The sequence below is a fragment of the Chryseomicrobium sp. FSL W7-1435 genome, assembly GCF_038595005.1.
GTDB lineage: Bacteria > Bacillota > Bacilli > Bacillales_A > Planococcaceae > Chryseomicrobium.
In genome coordinates, this window is sequence record NZ_CP151997.1 from 1,163,238 (window position 1) to 1,180,162 (window position 16,925).

15 protein-coding genes are annotated in these 16,925 nt (G+C 41.8%); 12 read left to right on the plus strand and 3 right to left on the minus strand.

What is annotated here, in order from left to right:
- Positions 1-140 precede the first annotated feature (140 nt).
- Positions 141-1,208, plus strand: coding sequence for a branched-chain amino acid aminotransferase (locus tag MKY84_RS05900; RefSeq protein ID WP_342528453.1), 1,068 nt, complete (start codon positions 141-143; stop codon positions 1,206-1,208).
- Positions 1,209-1,457: 249 nt separating this feature from the next.
- Here MKY84_RS05900 and MKY84_RS05905 read toward each other — a convergent pair whose 3' ends face one another.
- Positions 1,458-2,432: a proline dehydrogenase family protein gene (locus MKY84_RS05905; protein WP_342528455.1), complete on the minus strand. Its 975-nt coding sequence runs from the start codon at positions 2,430-2,432 to the stop codon at positions 1,458-1,460.
- A 285-nt stretch (positions 2,433-2,717) separates the two neighbouring features.
- On the opposite strand from MKY84_RS05905, the gene MKY84_RS05910 reads away from it, so the two are divergent.
- Together MKY84_RS05910 and MKY84_RS05915 are read left to right on the plus strand one after the other, a co-directional pair.
- The gene (locus tag MKY84_RS05910) at positions 2,718-3,758 is read left to right on the plus strand and encodes an MraY family glycosyltransferase (protein ID WP_342528457.1); all 1,041 of its coding nucleotides are present in this window, start codon (positions 2,718-2,720) and stop codon (positions 3,756-3,758) included.
- Between the two features lie 94 nt (positions 3,759-3,852).
- Positions 3,853-4,230 (plus strand): hypothetical protein, encoded by a 378-nt coding sequence (locus MKY84_RS05915; protein ID WP_342528458.1) that lies wholly within the window; start codon positions 3,853-3,855, stop codon positions 4,228-4,230.
- Here the strand turns inward: MKY84_RS05915 and MKY84_RS05920 are convergent.
- Positions 4,188-4,721 (minus strand): competence protein ComK, encoded by a 534-nt coding sequence (locus MKY84_RS05920; protein WP_342528460.1) that lies wholly within the window; start codon positions 4,719-4,721, stop codon positions 4,188-4,190. The two genes, MKY84_RS05915 and MKY84_RS05920, sit on opposite strands and share 43 nt — an antisense overlap.
- 168 nt (positions 4,722-4,889) lie before the next feature.
- Here MKY84_RS05920 and MKY84_RS05925 point away from each other — a divergent pair, with 168 nt between their 5' ends.
- The 4 genes from MKY84_RS05925 to MKY84_RS05940 all read left to right on the plus strand — a co-directional run bounded on the left by MKY84_RS05925 (position 4,890) and on the right by MKY84_RS05940 (position 11,463).
- A complete protein-coding gene (locus MKY84_RS05925; protein WP_342528462.1) occupies positions 4,890-5,126 on the plus strand; it encodes an IDEAL domain-containing protein in 237 nt (78 codons plus the stop codon).
- A 171-nt stretch (positions 5,127-5,297) separates the two neighbouring features.
- Entirely contained in the window at positions 5,298-7,292 is a 1,995-nt protein-coding gene (gene uvrB, locus MKY84_RS05930; protein WP_342528464.1) for an excinuclease ABC subunit UvrB, read from the plus strand.
- Positions 7,293-10,163 (plus strand): excinuclease ABC subunit UvrA, encoded by a 2,871-nt coding sequence (uvrA, locus tag MKY84_RS05935; protein WP_342528465.1) that lies wholly within the window; start codon positions 7,293-7,295, stop codon positions 10,161-10,163. It begins immediately after the preceding gene.
- 85 nt (positions 10,164-10,248) lie between these two features.
- Positions 10,249-11,463 carry a DUF4097 family beta strand repeat-containing protein gene (locus MKY84_RS05940; RefSeq protein WP_342528466.1) on the plus strand — a complete coding sequence of 405 codons (1,215 nt, stop codon included), beginning with the start codon at positions 10,249-10,251 and terminating at the stop codon, positions 11,461-11,463.
- 907 nt (positions 11,464-12,370) lie between these two features.
- Here the strand turns inward: MKY84_RS05940 and MKY84_RS05945 are convergent.
- Entirely contained in the window at positions 12,371-12,907 is a 537-nt protein-coding gene (locus tag MKY84_RS05945; RefSeq protein ID WP_342528468.1) for an N-acetylmuramoyl-L-alanine amidase, read from the minus strand.
- A 108-nt stretch (positions 12,908-13,015) separates the two neighbouring features.
- Between MKY84_RS05945 and hprK the strand changes: the two genes are divergently transcribed.
- The 5 genes from hprK to MKY84_RS05970 are packed head-to-tail and all read left to right on the plus strand — an operon-like array spanning position 13,016 to position 16,847.
- A complete protein-coding gene (gene hprK, locus MKY84_RS05950; protein ID WP_342528470.1) occupies positions 13,016-13,936 on the plus strand; it encodes an HPr(Ser) kinase/phosphatase in 921 nt (306 codons plus the stop codon).
- A 16-nt stretch (positions 13,937-13,952) separates the two neighbouring features.
- Positions 13,953-14,765: a prolipoprotein diacylglyceryl transferase gene (gene lgt / locus MKY84_RS05955; RefSeq protein ID WP_342528471.1), complete on the plus strand. Its 813-nt coding sequence runs from the start codon at positions 13,953-13,955 to the stop codon at positions 14,763-14,765.
- Between the two features lie 17 nt (positions 14,766-14,782).
- Positions 14,783-15,724: a nucleoside recognition domain-containing protein gene (locus MKY84_RS05960; RefSeq protein WP_342528473.1), complete on the plus strand. Its 942-nt coding sequence runs from the start codon at positions 14,783-14,785 to the stop codon at positions 15,722-15,724.
- A complete protein-coding gene (ppaX, locus tag MKY84_RS05965) occupies positions 15,721-16,371 on the plus strand; it encodes a pyrophosphatase PpaX (protein WP_342528474.1) in 651 nt (216 codons plus the stop codon). Before MKY84_RS05960 ends, ppaX begins: the two co-directional genes overlap by 4 nt.
- A complete protein-coding gene (locus tag MKY84_RS05970) occupies positions 16,368-16,847 on the plus strand; it encodes an acyltransferase (protein WP_342528476.1) in 480 nt (159 codons plus the stop codon). The genes ppaX and MKY84_RS05970 overlap by 4 nt, the downstream gene beginning before the upstream one ends.
- Positions 16,848-16,925 lie beyond the last annotated feature (78 nt).

The following is a 16,925-nucleotide window of genomic DNA, read 5'->3' on the forward strand; positions in this document are numbered from 1 at the left end:
TATACTACGACTACCTTCAATTGAGGGTAGTTTTTTATTGTGGGAAATTTCAAAAAAATAGCTTCCCTTTTTTTGAAATGAGCGTATAATTGCATATAATATATTGCAAGATACTGCAAATCGGAAAGGTGGACAATACGATGCCTGTACAAGTTGAAAAATCGATTTCCCATGAGAAGAAAAGTAAGACGCCCGATCAACAGCTCGTATTTGGTCGAACGTTTACGGATCATATGTTTGTCGCAGATTATACAGCTGGTTATGGTTGGCATGATTTTCGCATTCAACCCTACCAACCGCTTGTTTTAGAGCCTTCTGCCATCGTCTTTCACTATGGGCAAACTGTTTTTGAAGGATTAAAAGCCTATAAATCGCCTACTGGCAAAGTTCGCTTATTCAGACCTCGTCTCAATTTTGAACGAATGAATGAATCATGTTCACGTATGTCGATGCCAGAAATCGACCCTGATCAAATGCTTGAATCCTTAATGGAATTGCTTCAACTAGAAAAAGATTGGATTCCAACTGCTCCTGGTACGAGTCTTTACATCCGACCTTTCATGATTGCTACGGAAGCTTATTTAGGAGTTGCCCCATCTCAAAAGTATCAATTCATGATTATTCTTTCACCTGTAGGTTCTTATTATAAAGAAGGAATTGCTCCCGTAAAAATCCTTGTTGAGAATCAATATGTACGAGCGGTGGCTGGAGGAACAGGAACCGCAAAGACTGCTGGAAATTACGCAGCTAGCTTAAAGGCTCAGGAAACTGCAGCGGCGGAAGGGTATGCTCAAGTCATGTGGTTGGACGGAGTAGAGAGAAAGTATATTGAAGAAGTAGGAAGTATGAATGTGTTCTTTAAAATTGACGGTAAAGTCTACACACCTGCATTAAATGGAAGTATTTTAGACGGCATCACGCGTCGATCCATTGTGGATATCCTACGTTATTGGGAGATTCCGGTCATAGAAAAACGCATCTCTATGGAAGAAATTCGTCAAGCGCACCGTACAGGTTTACTAGAAGAAGCGTGGGGAACAGGAACGGCGGCTGTGATTTCTCCTATCGGGGAGTTCAAGTGGCAAAACGAGTTGTTCTATGTAAACAATGGACAAACAGGCGAGTTGTCGGCTCGTCTCTACGATACATTAACAGGTATCCAAACAGGAGAACTACCAGATCCGTTTGGGTGGACCATCGAATTCTAATCGTAAAGAAGTTTGAACAATATTAACTAATAATATATTTGGTAAGTTGAGTGGAGTGGAGGGGTTGACTCCAGTGGGATCAAAAGCGTTACGTGAGGCCCCGCAGGAGCGTATGCGACGAGGAGACTCACGACGCGCCCATGGAAAGCAGCCCCGGAACGGAACTCAACGCAAAAAATCAGTAGATTCTCTAGAATTTTTGATCTAGAGAACCTACTGATTTATTTTGTATTAATCGCTTTTAATTTCTTATCGCTTTTTACGCTTTGACAAACGACCAACAGCAAACGCTGCAGCAGCTAATCCTAACATCTTGTTCGTATCTTTTGTAAATACTTGTTTCACCACAAGATTCAAGTTTTGTGGGCGTTCAGCAAGACGGCGCATGAAGTAGCCGTACCAATCTTGACCAAATGGTACATAAACACAGAAGTTGTAGCCTTCACTTGCTAACTCTTTCTGCATGTCTGTACGGAATCCATAAAGCATTTGGAATTCAAATTTATCAGTCGAGATATTGTTCTCTTTCACAAACTGTTTTACATGATTGATCACGTTATGATCGTGAGTGGCAATTGACGTAAACTTGCCATGTAATAAGTGATACTCAATCAATTGAATGTAGTTAGCATCAATGTCTTCTTTCAATTGATACGCTACCTCAGCTGGTTCTTTATAAGCCCCTTTAACAATACGAAGACGGAAGTTTTTGTACTTCTCAATGTCTTCTTCAGCGCGGAAGAAGTAGGCTTGAATAACAGTTCCTACATTATCATAGTCTTTAGATAGTTCATCTAAAATATCAAATGATGGTTGTAAGTGTTTGTTCGATTCCATGTCGATATTGATAAACATATCAGTCTTACTAGCACGTTCAACGATTTCACGTAAATTTTCATAAGCGAAATCATAATCTATATCTAATCCTAGTTGAGACGGTTTTAAGGAGATATGTGCATCTACCTGATGTTCGTTAATTGCATCAATAACAGCTAAGATTTGTTCTTTTGCTGCTAATGCCTCTTCACGTTCGAATACAAATTCACCTAAATTGTCGACGGTTGCAGAAATACCCATAGCATTCAATTTCTTGATGCTTTCGATTGTTTCTTCTACAGTTGTACCCGCAACAACGTGCTGTGCGCCCATTTTTAGACCATAACGTTTTGCTGTAGCATTTAACGTTTGGTTTTCAGATAAAGCGATAAAAAAATCTCTTAACATGGCGATTCCCCTATCTTTTCAAATTACTGAAAGTATATCATATATCGGTTTTGAAAACGATGATTCTGAAAATTAGGAAGATGGCTGTGAAAACGCTTCAAATTTGGCTACTCTGGGTATACTATACTAACTAGGTATTCTGTCTTTTGACAATTAAATCGCCTTGCTATATACTTTCCTAAGGTTTCAGACTTCCATGCTGAAACTTCTTTTATGTCGACAACGTCTAATTTGTAGCTCACTCTATGTGAAATTGAAAAGATTGAAAGAAAGAGGAGGAGAGACATGCTAGCCTATGCATTGGTTTTGGCATTTGTCGCATCCATCGTATTAACTCCATTTGTAAAACGTTTAGCTTACCGAATCGGAGCTGTGGATCGTCCCAATTATCGAAAAGTTCATGCTCGCATTATGCCACGTCTTGGTGGACTTGCGATTTACTTATCCTTTGTTATTACGTATTTAATTTATCGTCCTGATGGCGACTTTGATAAAGCGTTATTAATTGGAGCAACTATTATCATTATTACAGGTGTTTTAGATGACATGCTTGAAATTACGGCAAAAGCAAAGATGCTTGGTCAATTAGCAGCTGCTTTAGTAATCGTCGTTTACGGTGAAATTCAAGTGGAATTCATTAATCTACCATTTGGTGGAGAATTAGATTTTGGTTACTTTGCTATCCCATTAACAATTATTTGGATCGTGGGTATCACCAATGCCGTCAACTTAATTGATGGCTTGGATGGTTTGGCAGCAGGGGTTTCCACAATAGCACTTGTTACACTATCAGCAATGGCCATCCTTATGGGGAATCCATTTGTAGCCACTGTTACGGCTATTCTTGCAGCTAGTACACTTGGTTTTCTTGTTTACAACTTCTACCCTGCACGTATTTTCATGGGGGATACAGGGGCCTTGTTCCTAGGCTTTATGATCTCGGTATTTTCACTCCTTGGTTTTAAAGGAGTTACAATGTTTGCCTTGATTATCCCTGTTATCATGTTAGGTGTTCCGGTGTCGGATACATTCTTTGCGATTGTTCGCCGACTGCGAGAAAAGCAGCCTTTATCAGCTGCAGATAAATCCCATTTACATCACTGTTTATTAAATGTCGGTTTTACACACAGACAAACCGTGTTAATCATTTATTCGATTGCAGCCTTGTTTGGAGTTACCGCGTTAATTTTCTCACAGGCAACCGTCTGGGGTGCATTATTGCTAGTAGCAGTCATGCTAGTCATCATAGAATTATTTGTCGAAATGATTGGTCTGGCAGGCAAGAACTATCGCCCATTATTGAACTTCTTAAAGTTTACAAAATAAAAGAAAGCAACTTCCGAAGAAATTGGAAGTTGCTTTTTTTTGCATTCGATGTACAATAGAATTAGAACAAGTGTTCGTTTAAGGAGTGAGGGATATGCCGATTCTTTCAGAAGAGATGCTGAATGATTTGGAAAAGCTAATCTATTTACCTATGGTAATGACTGTGTTGGCAAAGGATCGTGAGCTCATTACAAAAGCGGGATTCAAGTTACCACGCCCTTATTTAGAGCTACTTGACCATGCCGATCGTAAGGTGCAGCGTGAATTGAAGGACGTTCATGAGGCATTACGAAGTAAGGGTGTGAAAGTGATGCGCGGAGAAGGTGATGAACTGTTTACGGAGTATATTTTCTTTCATCAAGGCTACGAAGAGCACCGGCGTTATTTGAACGTGCGGCTTCGTAACCAAGTGGAAGAACATGTGACGCGTTACTTTGGTATTGAGGGGGATCGGTATGTTAAGAATTCGTGACGGTCTTCGATTCGCTTTAAATAAGCCACGCGTAGCGCATTTGCAAGTACAAGCTGCCGGTTAAGTGTTGTAAAGGATGAATTGACGGTGATAATTTCACCATTCACAAAGTGAATATCCGTAAACCCGTTGGTTACTGAGGATTTTTTGTGCATAACGATTGTATGAAGTGAAATCCATGTGTTAAGTGGTGAGCGAGGAGACATCAACGGAATGAGCACAAAAGGCTCTCCTTTTATATTATCAACGATAATGGGGATTTTATGGTAAGGGCCGACGAGCTCTTGAGCATCTTTAATAGCTTTACCAATTGATGTTCCACAAAAATCACATGTGTTTTTAACAAGTGAAAAGCAATCTGTTGCAAAAATGGTGGGAGGACCACTAAGTGTTAGTACTTCGGCTTGAATCCGTAAATCTTGAAAGACAGGTCGTACCATTGCTGTTTCCAACGTTAAATATGTATCTTTATCTACACGTTTCCCTTTCAAATAACATAGCCCCTTCGTATTAGATTAATTCCTATTATACCGTTAAATGGAAATGAAACAAGATGTATTATCCGATTATTTTAAATAGACTATTTAATTGAATTTTCTAAAAAGTTATTGCAAAAAAAGAAAGTGTTGATATAATAGAAATCAAAAGAGGTGAATATTATGGATAAGTACTATTCATACACAGATTTTCTAAAAGCTATGTCAGACACGGGAACAGAGAACACCTCGGCAATGCTGCTACAAGAAATCTACCTGGATATGTTCTTAGACCATATTCACCGTGAGCAAGTAGTAGAGAGACTCGAGCTGCTAATCGATCAAGCACTCGATACGGGGAATCAAGAGAAATTCATGCTGTACACAGGCCAGCTCCATGAGCTACATAAAATCGATTAAAAACTGCCACTTAGGCAGTTTTTTTTCATGGTTTAAAAAGGGTAAATGATTGCGAAATCCCAAGAGAAAGTCTACTATAAAAACATACGTTCGTTTTTAACCTTTTTAAAAAAGGGTATGATAAAACTAAACTCAAAATGAATGACTTTACTATAGAAGGAAGTGTGTCAAATGGCGGAAGAGGTCCTTTTTGATTTACAAGCACCTTATGAACCTGCAGGTGATCAAATTTCAGCGATTCAAGAATTGATTGCAGGAGTGAAAGAAGGAAAGCGTCACCAAACATTACTTGGAGCTACTGGGACAGGGAAAACATTCACAGTTTCAAATGTAATCAAAGAGATTAATCGACCGACACTTGTCATGGCTCATAACAAGACATTAGCAGGTCAGCTTTACAGTGAATTCAAAGAATTTTTCCCAAACAATGCTGTCGAATATTTTGTCAGCTATTACGACTACTATCAACCAGAGGCTTACGTTCCTCAAACAGATACCTACATTGAGAAGGACTCGAGCATCAATGATGAAATTGATAAATTACGTCACTCTGCTACTTCTTCTTTGTTTGAACGACAAGATGTCATCATCATTGCCTCTGTATCCTGTATTTACGGTTTAGGGAATCCAGAAGAATACAAAGAAATGGTGGTCTCATTACGCACGGGAATGGAAATCGACCGTAACCAGCTTTTGCGTCGCTTAGTTGATGTGCAGTATGAGCGCAATGACATTAATTTTATACGAGGAACATTCCGAGTTCGCGGAGACGTTGTAGAAATCTTCCCAGCTTCCCGTGACGAGAAATGTATTCGGGTCGAATTCTTTGGAGATGAAATTGATCGCATTCGAGAAGTTGATGCACTTACTGGAGAAATCGTTGCCGAACGTGACCATGTTGCTATTTTCCCTGCATCTCACTTCGTAACTAGAGAAGAGAAGATGCAAGTGGCGATTGGCAATATCGAGCGTGAGTTAGAAGAGCGACTAACGGTACTTCGTGCAGAAGACCGGTTACTCGAAGCACAGCGTTTAGAGCAGCGAACAAACTATGATCTAGAAATGATGCGAGAGATGGGTTTCTGTTCAGGAATTGAAAATTACTCTCGTCATTTGACGCTGCGTGAACCAGGAGCCACACCTTATACGTTACTGGATTACTTCCCAGATGATTTCTTATTGGTAGTAGATGAAAGTCACGTTTCTCTGCCGCAAGTTCGCGGCATGTACAACGGTGACCAAGCGCGTAAATCCGTATTGGTTGAACACGGATTCCGTCTGCCTTCTGCCTTGGACAATCGCCCTTTAAAATTTGCGGAATTTGAAGAGCGTATCCATCAAGCGATTTATGTATCGGCAACACCTGGGCCGTATGAATTGGAACACACACCTGAAATGGTCGAGCAAATTATTCGACCAACCGGTTTATTGGATCCTGTCATTACGATTCGTCCGATCACGGGTCAAATTGATGATTTGATACATGAAATCAACCTTCGCGCAGAACGTAATGAACGAGTGCTTATCACAACATTGACGAAGAAAATGTCGGAAGATCTAGCAGAATATTTAAAAGAGCTGCAAATTAAGGTTCAGTATCTACATTCGGAAATTAAAACGCTTGAACGAATTGAAATTATTCGGGAGCTTCGTTTAGGAACTTACGATGTATTGATTGGAATTAACCTGTTGCGAGAGGGTCTTGATATTCCAGAAGTATCTCTTGTTGCTATTTTAGATGCAGACAAGGAAGGCTTCCTCCGTTCAGAACGTTCATTGATTCAAACCATCGGACGTGCTGCTCGTAACTCAAACGGTGAAGTGTATTTGTACGCGGACAAAATGACGGACTCTATGCAAAAAGCAATCGATGAGACCACGCGTAGACGAACTATTCAGATGGCATATAACGAAAAGCATGGTATTACGCCAACGACAATCGCTAAAAAAGTGCGTGAGTCCATTCGTGCCACACAGACGGCTGAAGAACCAGAGAGCTATGCGAAGAAGCTGATTTCTGGGAAGAAGCTGTCTAAAGATGAGCGCGAGACATTAATCACGAGTATCGAGAAAGAAATGAAAGATGCCGCACGCGCACTTAATTTCGAACGTGCAGCAGAGCTTCGGGATGCACTTCTCGAATTGAAATTAGAGGGAGGAAGCTAAATGAAGCATCAAGAAATCCGAATTGAAGGGGCAAGAGCCCACAACTTGAAAAATGTCAGCTTGACGATTCCACGCGATAAACTTGTTGTGATGACAGGTTTATCAGGTTCCGGGAAATCATCGTTAGCTTTTGATACGATTTATGCAGAGGGGCAAAGACGTTATGTAGAATCACTTTCCGCCTATGCCCGTCAATTTTTAGGACAAATGGACAAGCCCGACGTCGATACAATTGAAGGATTATCTCCAGCTATTTCAATTGACCAAAAAACAACTAGTCGGAACCCCCGATCAACAGTGGGGACGGTTACAGAAATCAATGACTATTTACGACTTTTGTATGCCCGCGTAGGAAAACCAGTCTGTCCAAATCACGGTATCGAAATTACCTCTCAAACGATTGAGCAAATGGTGGACCGTATTATGGAATACCCAGAGCGTACAAAGCTTCAAGTATTGGCACCTGTCGTTTCTGGTAGAAAAGGGACTCATGTCAAGCTGTTTGAAGACTTGCGAAAGCAAGGCTATGTTCGCGTCCGTGTAAATGAGGACTTAATTGATTTAGATGACAATATCGAACTCGAAAAAAATAAAAAACATACGATTGCGGTCGTTATTGACCGTATCGTGATAAAAGAAGGCGTCGAACCTCGCTTAAGTGATTCATTAGAGGCTGCTCTTCGTTTAGCAGAAGGCAATGTCATCATTGATGTAGTAGGAGAAGAAGAGCTACTGTTCTCAGAACACCATGCCTGCCCTTATTGCGGATTTTCAATTGGTGAACTTGAACCACGTATGTTCTCGTTCAACAGTCCGTTCGGCGCTTGCCCAGATTGTGACGGCTTAGGAATGAAGTTAGAAGTAGATCCAGAGCTTGTCGTTCCAGACGGTTCCTTGTCATTAGCAGATGGAGCGATAGTAGCTTGGCAGCCAACCAGCTCAAACTACTATCCAAAATTGCTAGAAGCAGTTTCAAAACACTACAAAATTTCTATGAAGAAGCCTGTCAAAGATTTACCTAAAGATCAATGGGATAAAATTATGAACGGCTCTGGCAAAGAAAAGTTACGTTTCCGCTACACGAATGAATTTGGCCAAGTGCGCGATAATCTCATTTATTTTGAAGGTGTACTTGCCAATGTCGAGCGTCGCTACAAAGATACTTCATCTGACTACATTCGCGACCAAATGGAAAAGTACATGGCCGAACATGCCTGTCCAACTTGTAATGGTTACCGATTGAAAGAAGAGTCACGTGCTGTCAAAGTGCAAAACATTCATATCGGTGAAGTGAGTGAGTTTTCAATTGAAGAAGCACAAGCCTTTTTCGATTCACTCGCACTTTCAGAAAAAGATATGCAGATTGCCCGTTTGATCTTGCGTGAAATAGAAGAAAGACTTGGATTTTTAATCAATGTAGGACTCGATTATTTAACGCTCAGCCGAGCAGCAGGAACGCTATCCGGCGGCGAAGCGCAACGGATTCGACTAGCCACTCAGATTGGTTCGCGTCTCACAGGTGTGCTGTATATTTTGGATGAGCCATCCATTGGTCTTCACCAACGGGACAATGATCGCTTAATTGGGACTCTCCAAAGCATGCGCGATATCGGTAATACACTAATCGTTGTAGAGCACGATGAAGATACTATGATGGCAGCTGACTACCTCATTGATATCGGACCTGGTGCCGGTGTTCATGGTGGGGAAATTGTTGCTGCAGGAACGCCTAAACAAGTGATGAAAAACAAAGCTTCTTTAACAGGGCATTATTTAAGCGGGAAGAAATTTATTCCCGTCCCTACTGAACGTAGAAAACCAGATGGTCGCAAATTAACTATTACAGAAGCAACAGAAAATAATTTAAAAGGTGTCACGGTGGATATTCCACTAGGGCTCTTTACAGCAGTGACGGGTGTCTCAGGGTCCGGAAAAAGCACACTGATTAATGAAATTCTTTATAAGTCGTTAGCGCAGAAAATCAATCGTGCGAAAACAAAACCTGGCGCAAGCAAAGGTGTCACAGGAATTGAACAGCTAGAAAAAATCATTGATATCGACCAATCACCGATTGGACGTACACCACGTTCAAATCCAGCAACCTACACAGGCGTTTTTGACGATATTCGCGATGTTTTTGCAGCAACCAATGAAGCAAAGGTTCGTGGCTACAAAAAAGGACGTTTTAGTTTTAATGTCAAAGGTGGACGCTGTGAGGCTTGCCGAGGCGATGGCATTCTCAAAATTGAGATGCACTTCCTTCCAGACGTTTATGTACCTTGTGAAGTGTGCCACGGGAAACGATACAATCGTGAAACATTAGAAGTGAAATACAAAGGCAAGAACATTTCTAACATTTTAGAGATGACCATTGAAGACGCAGTTGTATTCTTCGAGAACCACCCTAAAATTCATCGCAAGCTGCAAACCATTGTCGATGTTGGTTTGGGTTATATGACGCTCGGTCAACCTGCTACCACATTGTCAGGTGGAGAAGCGCAACGTGTAAAATTGGCTAGTGAATTGCACAAACGATCGACTGGGAAAAGCTTTTATATTTTGGATGAACCAACAACTGGACTGCATGTCGATGATATCGCACGCTTGTTAGTGGTGTTAGAGCGCTTAGTGGAAAATGGGGAAAGTGTCCTCGTAATCGAGCACAACTTAGATGTCATCAAAACTGCTGATTATATGATCGACTTAGGGCCTGAAGGTGGCGACAAAGGGGGAACTCTTGTGGCGACAGGTACACCGGAAGAGATCTGTGAAGTGCCAGAATCTTATACAGGGCGTTATTTAAAACCAGTATTAGAACGTGACAAAGCCCGCATGGAAGCATCTGTGAAGAAGGCAGTCAAAGCAAAATAAGTCCAAGGGCTGAAACTTTTTTGTTTGTCAGACGTATGAGATACTGTAGGAAGAAAGAATACCAGTAGAAAGAGGAGGCCACATCATGCAAGATGAACGTAAACGTATATTAGATATGCTGGAACACGGACAAATTACTGCACAAGAGGCAATGGGACTGCTGGACGCTCTATCCAAACAACAAGAACAGACACATACGCAATTTAAAGAAGAGCCAACTTTTTCAAAAGATTCGAACCGCAATCGTGATTTCATCGAAGAAGCAAAGCGTGACTTCACAGTAGTGGGAGAGCGCGTGATGCAAATGATGCAAGGAACGGTCGATAAAATTCGTCAGTTTGATTTTGAAAATCCATTTGGCGAAGCTGTTACAATTAAAGACAGCTACACACTTCACCCTGAAAATCTACGTTCTTTAACTGTAGATATTGCAAACGGAAAAGTGGAAATCTACTCTACAGAAACAAATGAAGTGACAGCTGACGTGACTGTGAAGTCATATCGTCAAATGCCGGAGGAAGAACTTCGTCAAAAGCTACACTCTGATTTTGTTTTCAAGGAAGACGACGGTCGCTTACGAGCATTCAGTGATATGAAAACAATCGCTGTCCATATGACATTGAAAATTCCAAAGCAACAGTATGATCAATTAACTGTACGTCTCTTTAATGGAGATCTTACAGCAGGATCATTTGATGCTAAACATATCAAGATTAAAACAACGAATGGTAAAGTTTCTCTTCATCACATGGAAATCGAAGAAGTCGATATTGAGACTGTAAACGGTACTGTTCAATTAAAAGATGTGAACGGAGAAGCTGTTGATGTAGAAACAGTGAACGGTCGCATTTACGTGGAAGGCAAAATTCGAGACCTTGAAGGCACAGCTGTTAACGGCAACCTTGTGTTGACGACTAAACACTCTACCCCTCGCAAACTCGAAGGTTCTGCACTTTCTGGAAACGTAGAACTGTACGTGCCGCGTCACGTGCCTTTAAAAGGCGAAGCTTCTACACAACTTGGCCACTTAGACGTGCAACTGGCAGATGTTACTCAAAGTAATCAATCTGAGCAGTTCATGATGAAAAAAGTCACTTTCACTAAAGCAATCGAAGATGACCAAGCGCCACTATATGTGTCAGGTGAAGCGAAAACAGGAACAGTAGTTGTGCGTTATACAACTGTAGAAGATGCGACGACAACGTCTACATCTACTACAACAACCGAAGAGACGTCTACAACGGAAGCACTAAACAATGCGTTTGATTCTAATCATTCGCATGATCCTGAAAATCGTTAATCTACAAAAAGCCTTACTGGGACTGCAACTGCAGTTTTCCAGTAAGGCTTTTTTCTGTTCTATTTGTGAAAGATCTTAATTCAGAACATTGGTTTAGTGAATTTGAAATCCCTCCACCCAGAACGCCATTTCCTAGGGGAGTTTCTTCGAGCCTCCCCACGTCAGCCGAAAGAAGAACGCTTTCGGCTGCGTTGCCGGGTCTCGGTGAAACTCAGTTGGCCTGGGAAATGGCATCCTGGCTTCCGGGATTTCAAATTGATGGAATCAGTGGCGTTAAATCTGGGATGAGCGGGGAAAGGGTTGTGATAAAGGCGGAAAAAAGTTTAATGCCCGCATAAACTGATTCAGTGCCCGAGTAAACCAGTTCAGTGCCCGCGAAAAATCCTGATGAGCGAAAAGACAGCTGCACTATTCGCTCAGTCAGATTAAACCACTTTAAATGGTCAAGATCTTACTAGTAAGGGCTTAAGGTAATAAAGAATTTGAGTTAAAAAGCAATGTGCAGCAACCTCGCTGACCTAAATTGTGTTTGAACCGTTGCCTAATAGAGCCTCGCGTTAGCGCAGCGATCATCTGACTAGTTTAAATGGAGCATAATGTGAAAAACGCTGAATAAGTAGAGGCAGAGCCGACTCAAAGACATTGCAAGTCACCACTTCCTACAAAAAAGAACTTCAGCTATTCTGATTCAACTGGAGAAACTTGTGTAAGCTCGAACTAAGAAGATTCGCGCTGGGCCCGCTCGATTAGAGCTGGCCCAGTCCTTTTCGTTCTAAATTTGAACTAGAAAACAAGTTTCGGAAGATGCATCAGGATTAGAAGAAGTTCTTGGCCCAGTCCTTTTCGTTGTAAATTTGAACTTAACAGCAAACTTCGGATGCATCAGCATACAAATTCAATTCACCAGTCAAAGAGTCGCACAAATCGCAGCAACAATCGCCATAGCACACTTCCTCTGATATTCCTCTGATAACAACAAATCACATTCGACTCGATTCGTCATGAACCCAACCTCGACCAAAATAGCGGGCATTTTTGTGCGAGTCAGAACATGAAAGTTGCCCGTTTTCACACCGCGATCCAACCGTCCTGTAGATTTCACCAACTGAGCTTGAACAGCTTTTGCCACGATGTGCGACTGCTTGCTAGCTCTCGGTGCTACATAAGTCTCGATTCCGGACACCGCATTCCAATTCGAACCATAAGCATTAGCGTGAATAGAAACAAATAGATCCGCTTTTAAGTGATTGGCGAGCTGTGAACGCTCCCAAAGCGGTACATCTTTTTCGCCAGTCGTTGTCAGTTGGCAATCTGCGACACCGCAAAGTGCCTCTTTCACAAACTTTGCAATGGCAGCATTCACGTGGTACTCGCGTAATCGGCCATCCGGTGACCTCTTGCCGGCAGTAAAAGGTCCATGACCAGGGTCTAACAGGATCAACATAGAATCTCCTCCTTTTCAGAATAAATAGAGAAAAGCAGGCCGGAAGGATACAATTCGTCATAAAAAGCATGCTACAATAGGAGATATGTTTTGGAAAGGGGGAACACAATGGCCCACGTCACAGCGAAAGACTTACTTGCACAATTCCCATTAACACTAGTCAGTGGTGAAGAGGGGATTGGTCGACACATTTCCATTATTGATATTTCTCGACCAGGACTTGAAATGGCAGGTTATTTTACACACTATCCATCTTCAAGGGTGCAGTTATTAGGAAAGACAGAGTTGTCTTTTTTCGAGTTATTAGAACCCAATGAAAAACAACAGCGCATGCTGAAACTTTGTGCTCCAGATACTCCAGCAATTGTGGTTGCGCATAGTCATGATGTTCCGGAAGAGCTGATTGCCGCATCTAACGAAAAATCGGTTCCAGTGTTTTCGACACATATTCCTACCACTCGATTTTATAGTCAATTAACAAATTTTTTAGAGCGTGAACTGGCTCCAACGACTGCGGTGCACGGAGTATTGGTGGACATTCATGGTGTAGGTGTCTTGATTATCGGGAAATCGGGTGTAGGTAAAAGTGAAACGGCACTTGAACTGGTAAAACGCGGACATCGCTTAGTAGCGGATGATTGTGTGGAAATTCGACAAGAAGGTGAAGGGGTGTTGATTGGATCAGCACCAAAGTTGATCGAGCATCTCCTTGAAATTCGTGGGCTTGGTATCATTGATATCATGACACTTTTTGGAGCATCAGCGATTCGTAGTCAAAAGAGAATCACACTTGTCATTGAGTTAGAGCTTTGGGACGGTGCCAAGAATTATGACCGTCTGGGTATCGAAGAAGAAACAATGCCTATCATCGATTCTGAAATTACCAAACTGACTGTTCCAGTAAGACCTGGTAGAAACTTAGCGGTCATCATTGAGGTAGCCTCTATGAACCATCGATTAAAGAAGATGGGCATGAACGCAGCAGAAGACTTTGCAAATCGATTAGATTCAGTCATCAACTCCAAATAGAAAGCAGGAATTTTAAATGTGGGATAGTGTATTACTAGCCATTGACCCAGTTGCTTTTCAACTCGGGCCATTAACGGTTCGTTGGTACGGTGTAATCATCGCTTTAGGTATTGTACTGGCGTTTATCGTGGCACAAAGAGAAATGGTGAAACGTGGATTTCATGAAGAATATTTAACGGATTTATTGCTGTGGGCAATACCACTGGCCATTATTGGGGCACGAATCTATTACGTCATCTTTACGTGGGAAAACTACGCGGATCGACCGCTTGATGCATTTAAAATATGGGAGGGCGGCATTGCGATTCACGGTGCGCTAATTGCATCCTTCTTAACGGCTTATTTCTTCACCCGTAGACGAAAAGACTCGTTCTTGAAAATCACGGATATTACGGCACCAAGTATTTTAATCGGCCAAACTGTTGGTCGCTGGGGCAATTTTATTAACCAAGAAGCCCATGGTGGCGAGGTAACACGCAGTTTCTTAGAAAATCTATTCATTCCTAATTGGATCATTGAACAAATGAATATTAACGGAAAGTACTACCATCCGACATTTTTATACGAATCTATCTGGAATTTGACAGGTGTCGTCATTTTAATTCTTTTACGCAAAGTGAATTTACTTCGCGGTGAAATGTTCTTGTTCTATTTGACATGGTATTCTGTGGGCCGCTTCTTTATAGAAGGTTTGCGCACAGATAGTTTGTATTTAATTGGCGATTTACGTACTGCTCAGGTCATCTCTCTTGTGACGATTGTTGTGGCAGTTGTGATCTTTGTTTACCGTCGCTTTGTGCTTAAAGTGAAAGTACGCTACCAAGATTAAGAAAGAAGGCATTGCACGTGGGGATCTGGAAACGTGGAACACAAGCTGGTTTGAAGACCGCTTGGACACTCGGGAAGATTATCTTTCCAATCACACTACTATTAACTATTTTACAGTTTACTCCGGTCCTGCCGTGGGTGACGAATGCAATAGCGCCACTAATGCAGCTTATTGGGTTGCCTGGTGAAGCCGCGATACCATTAGTGCTCGGCAATGCGCTCAATCTCTATGCAGGTATTGCAGGGATTTTATCTTTAGAAATGACTGTGAAAGAAGTGTTTATTCTTGCAGTCATGTTGTCGTTTTCACATAACCTCTTTATCGAGACAGGGGTAGCTTTGCGCGTTGGTGTGAAATTATGGGTTGTACTCGTAGTTCGTTTTGGGTTAGCGCTTGTATCAGCTATTCTCATTAATTGGCTATGGAAAGGTGGAGGCGAGATTGCTGAGTATGGTGTCATACAAGCTGCTCAAGCAACACCTGAAGGATGGGGCGAAATTGTTTGGTTAGCCGTACAAAAAGCCTCTTTAGGAGTGCTGCAACTTGCTTTGATTGTCATTCCACTAATGATTGCCATCCAGTTTCTACGAGAAAAAGGGTACATGGCCAAATTGAGTGATCGTATGGGGCCGTTGACACGTGTCCTTGGTGTACAGCCAAATGCAGCATCAACACTAGTAGCAGGCTTAGTAATTGGGTTAGCCTACGGTGCAGGCGTTATGATTCAAGCTGTGCAGGAAGATGGCGTGAGTAAAAAAGATGCCACTTTGGTCTTCATCTTTCTCGTAGCCTGTCACGCGATAGTAGAAGATACGTTGATCTTTATACCGCTGGGAATCCCTATACTGCCGCTACTACTCATTCGTTTACTGACTGCATTTGTTTTAACAATTGCCGTTGCTTATGCGTGGAGACGAGCCGAACGTAATCAACAGAAAGAGGTGACCCAACAAGGATGACACAGTATCAAACCGTTCTTTTTGATTTAGATGGCACATTAATCGATACAAATGAATTGATTATCCAATCCTTTCAAACCGTTTTAGATGAAAGATTTCCTGGGAAATATTCTCGTGAAACTATCTTGCCTTTCTTAGGACCACCGCTTTATGAAACGTTTCAGCAAGTGGATTCAACTCAAGTAGAGCAATTAATAGCTTCGTACCGAGAATGGAATATCGCCAACCATGATGCCATGGTAGAAGCGTTTCCTGGAGTCGTCGAGACAATTCAACAACTGCATCAGATGGGAATCAAGTTAGCTATCGTCTCAACAAAGCGTAATGAAATGATCGAGAGAGCATTAGAACTAATGAATTTACGACAGTATTTTAGTGCTGTCATAGGGTTAGATGATGTCCAAAATGCCAAACCAGACCCTGAGCCCGTGCGTTTGGCTCTAGAAAAATTAGACGCTACACCAGAATCTGCTCTGATGGTCGGGGATAATTTTCATGATATTATGGCAGCGCGGGCAGCTGGAGTCGCTTCGGTAGCCGTGGCTTGGTCATTAAAAGGACTAGATTATCTGCTTGCATTTGAGCCGATGTACTCGATTCATGCGATCGATGAAATCGTAACGATTGTTGAAGGTAAGGAACAATGAGAAACACACAACGATTCCCCGTAACCGAAAGCAATTCACTGTGGCAAATCTATAAAACTGTTCCACTTACGAAAGTTATGAAAAACTTTATTGTCATTCAGTTGGCTCGCTATTCACCATCCCTAAAATTCAAAAGTTGGTTGTATCGCACCTTTTTAAAGATGCAAGTGGGTGAACAAACCGCGTTTGCGTTGATGGTGATGGTGGATGTTATGTTCCCTGAAAAGATAAAAGTAGGAAGAAATTCAGTGATTGGTTACAACACGACAATTTTAGCGCACGAATACTTAATAGAAGAATACCGATTAGGCGATGTCATTATAGGGGATAATGTACTAATCGGTGCAAACACAACTATTTTGCCAGGTGTCACTATTGGCGATGGCGCTATTGTTTCAGCAGCAACACTTGTTCACAAAGATGTACCTGCAGGAGCATTTGTCGGAGGAAATCCGATGCAAATTATACGACACTAAGTCCGGCACAGCAGTGCCGGGCTTTTATTATGCAGGAGAAGACGGCAAGGTTGACGAATAGAACTGCATACCGTAAAC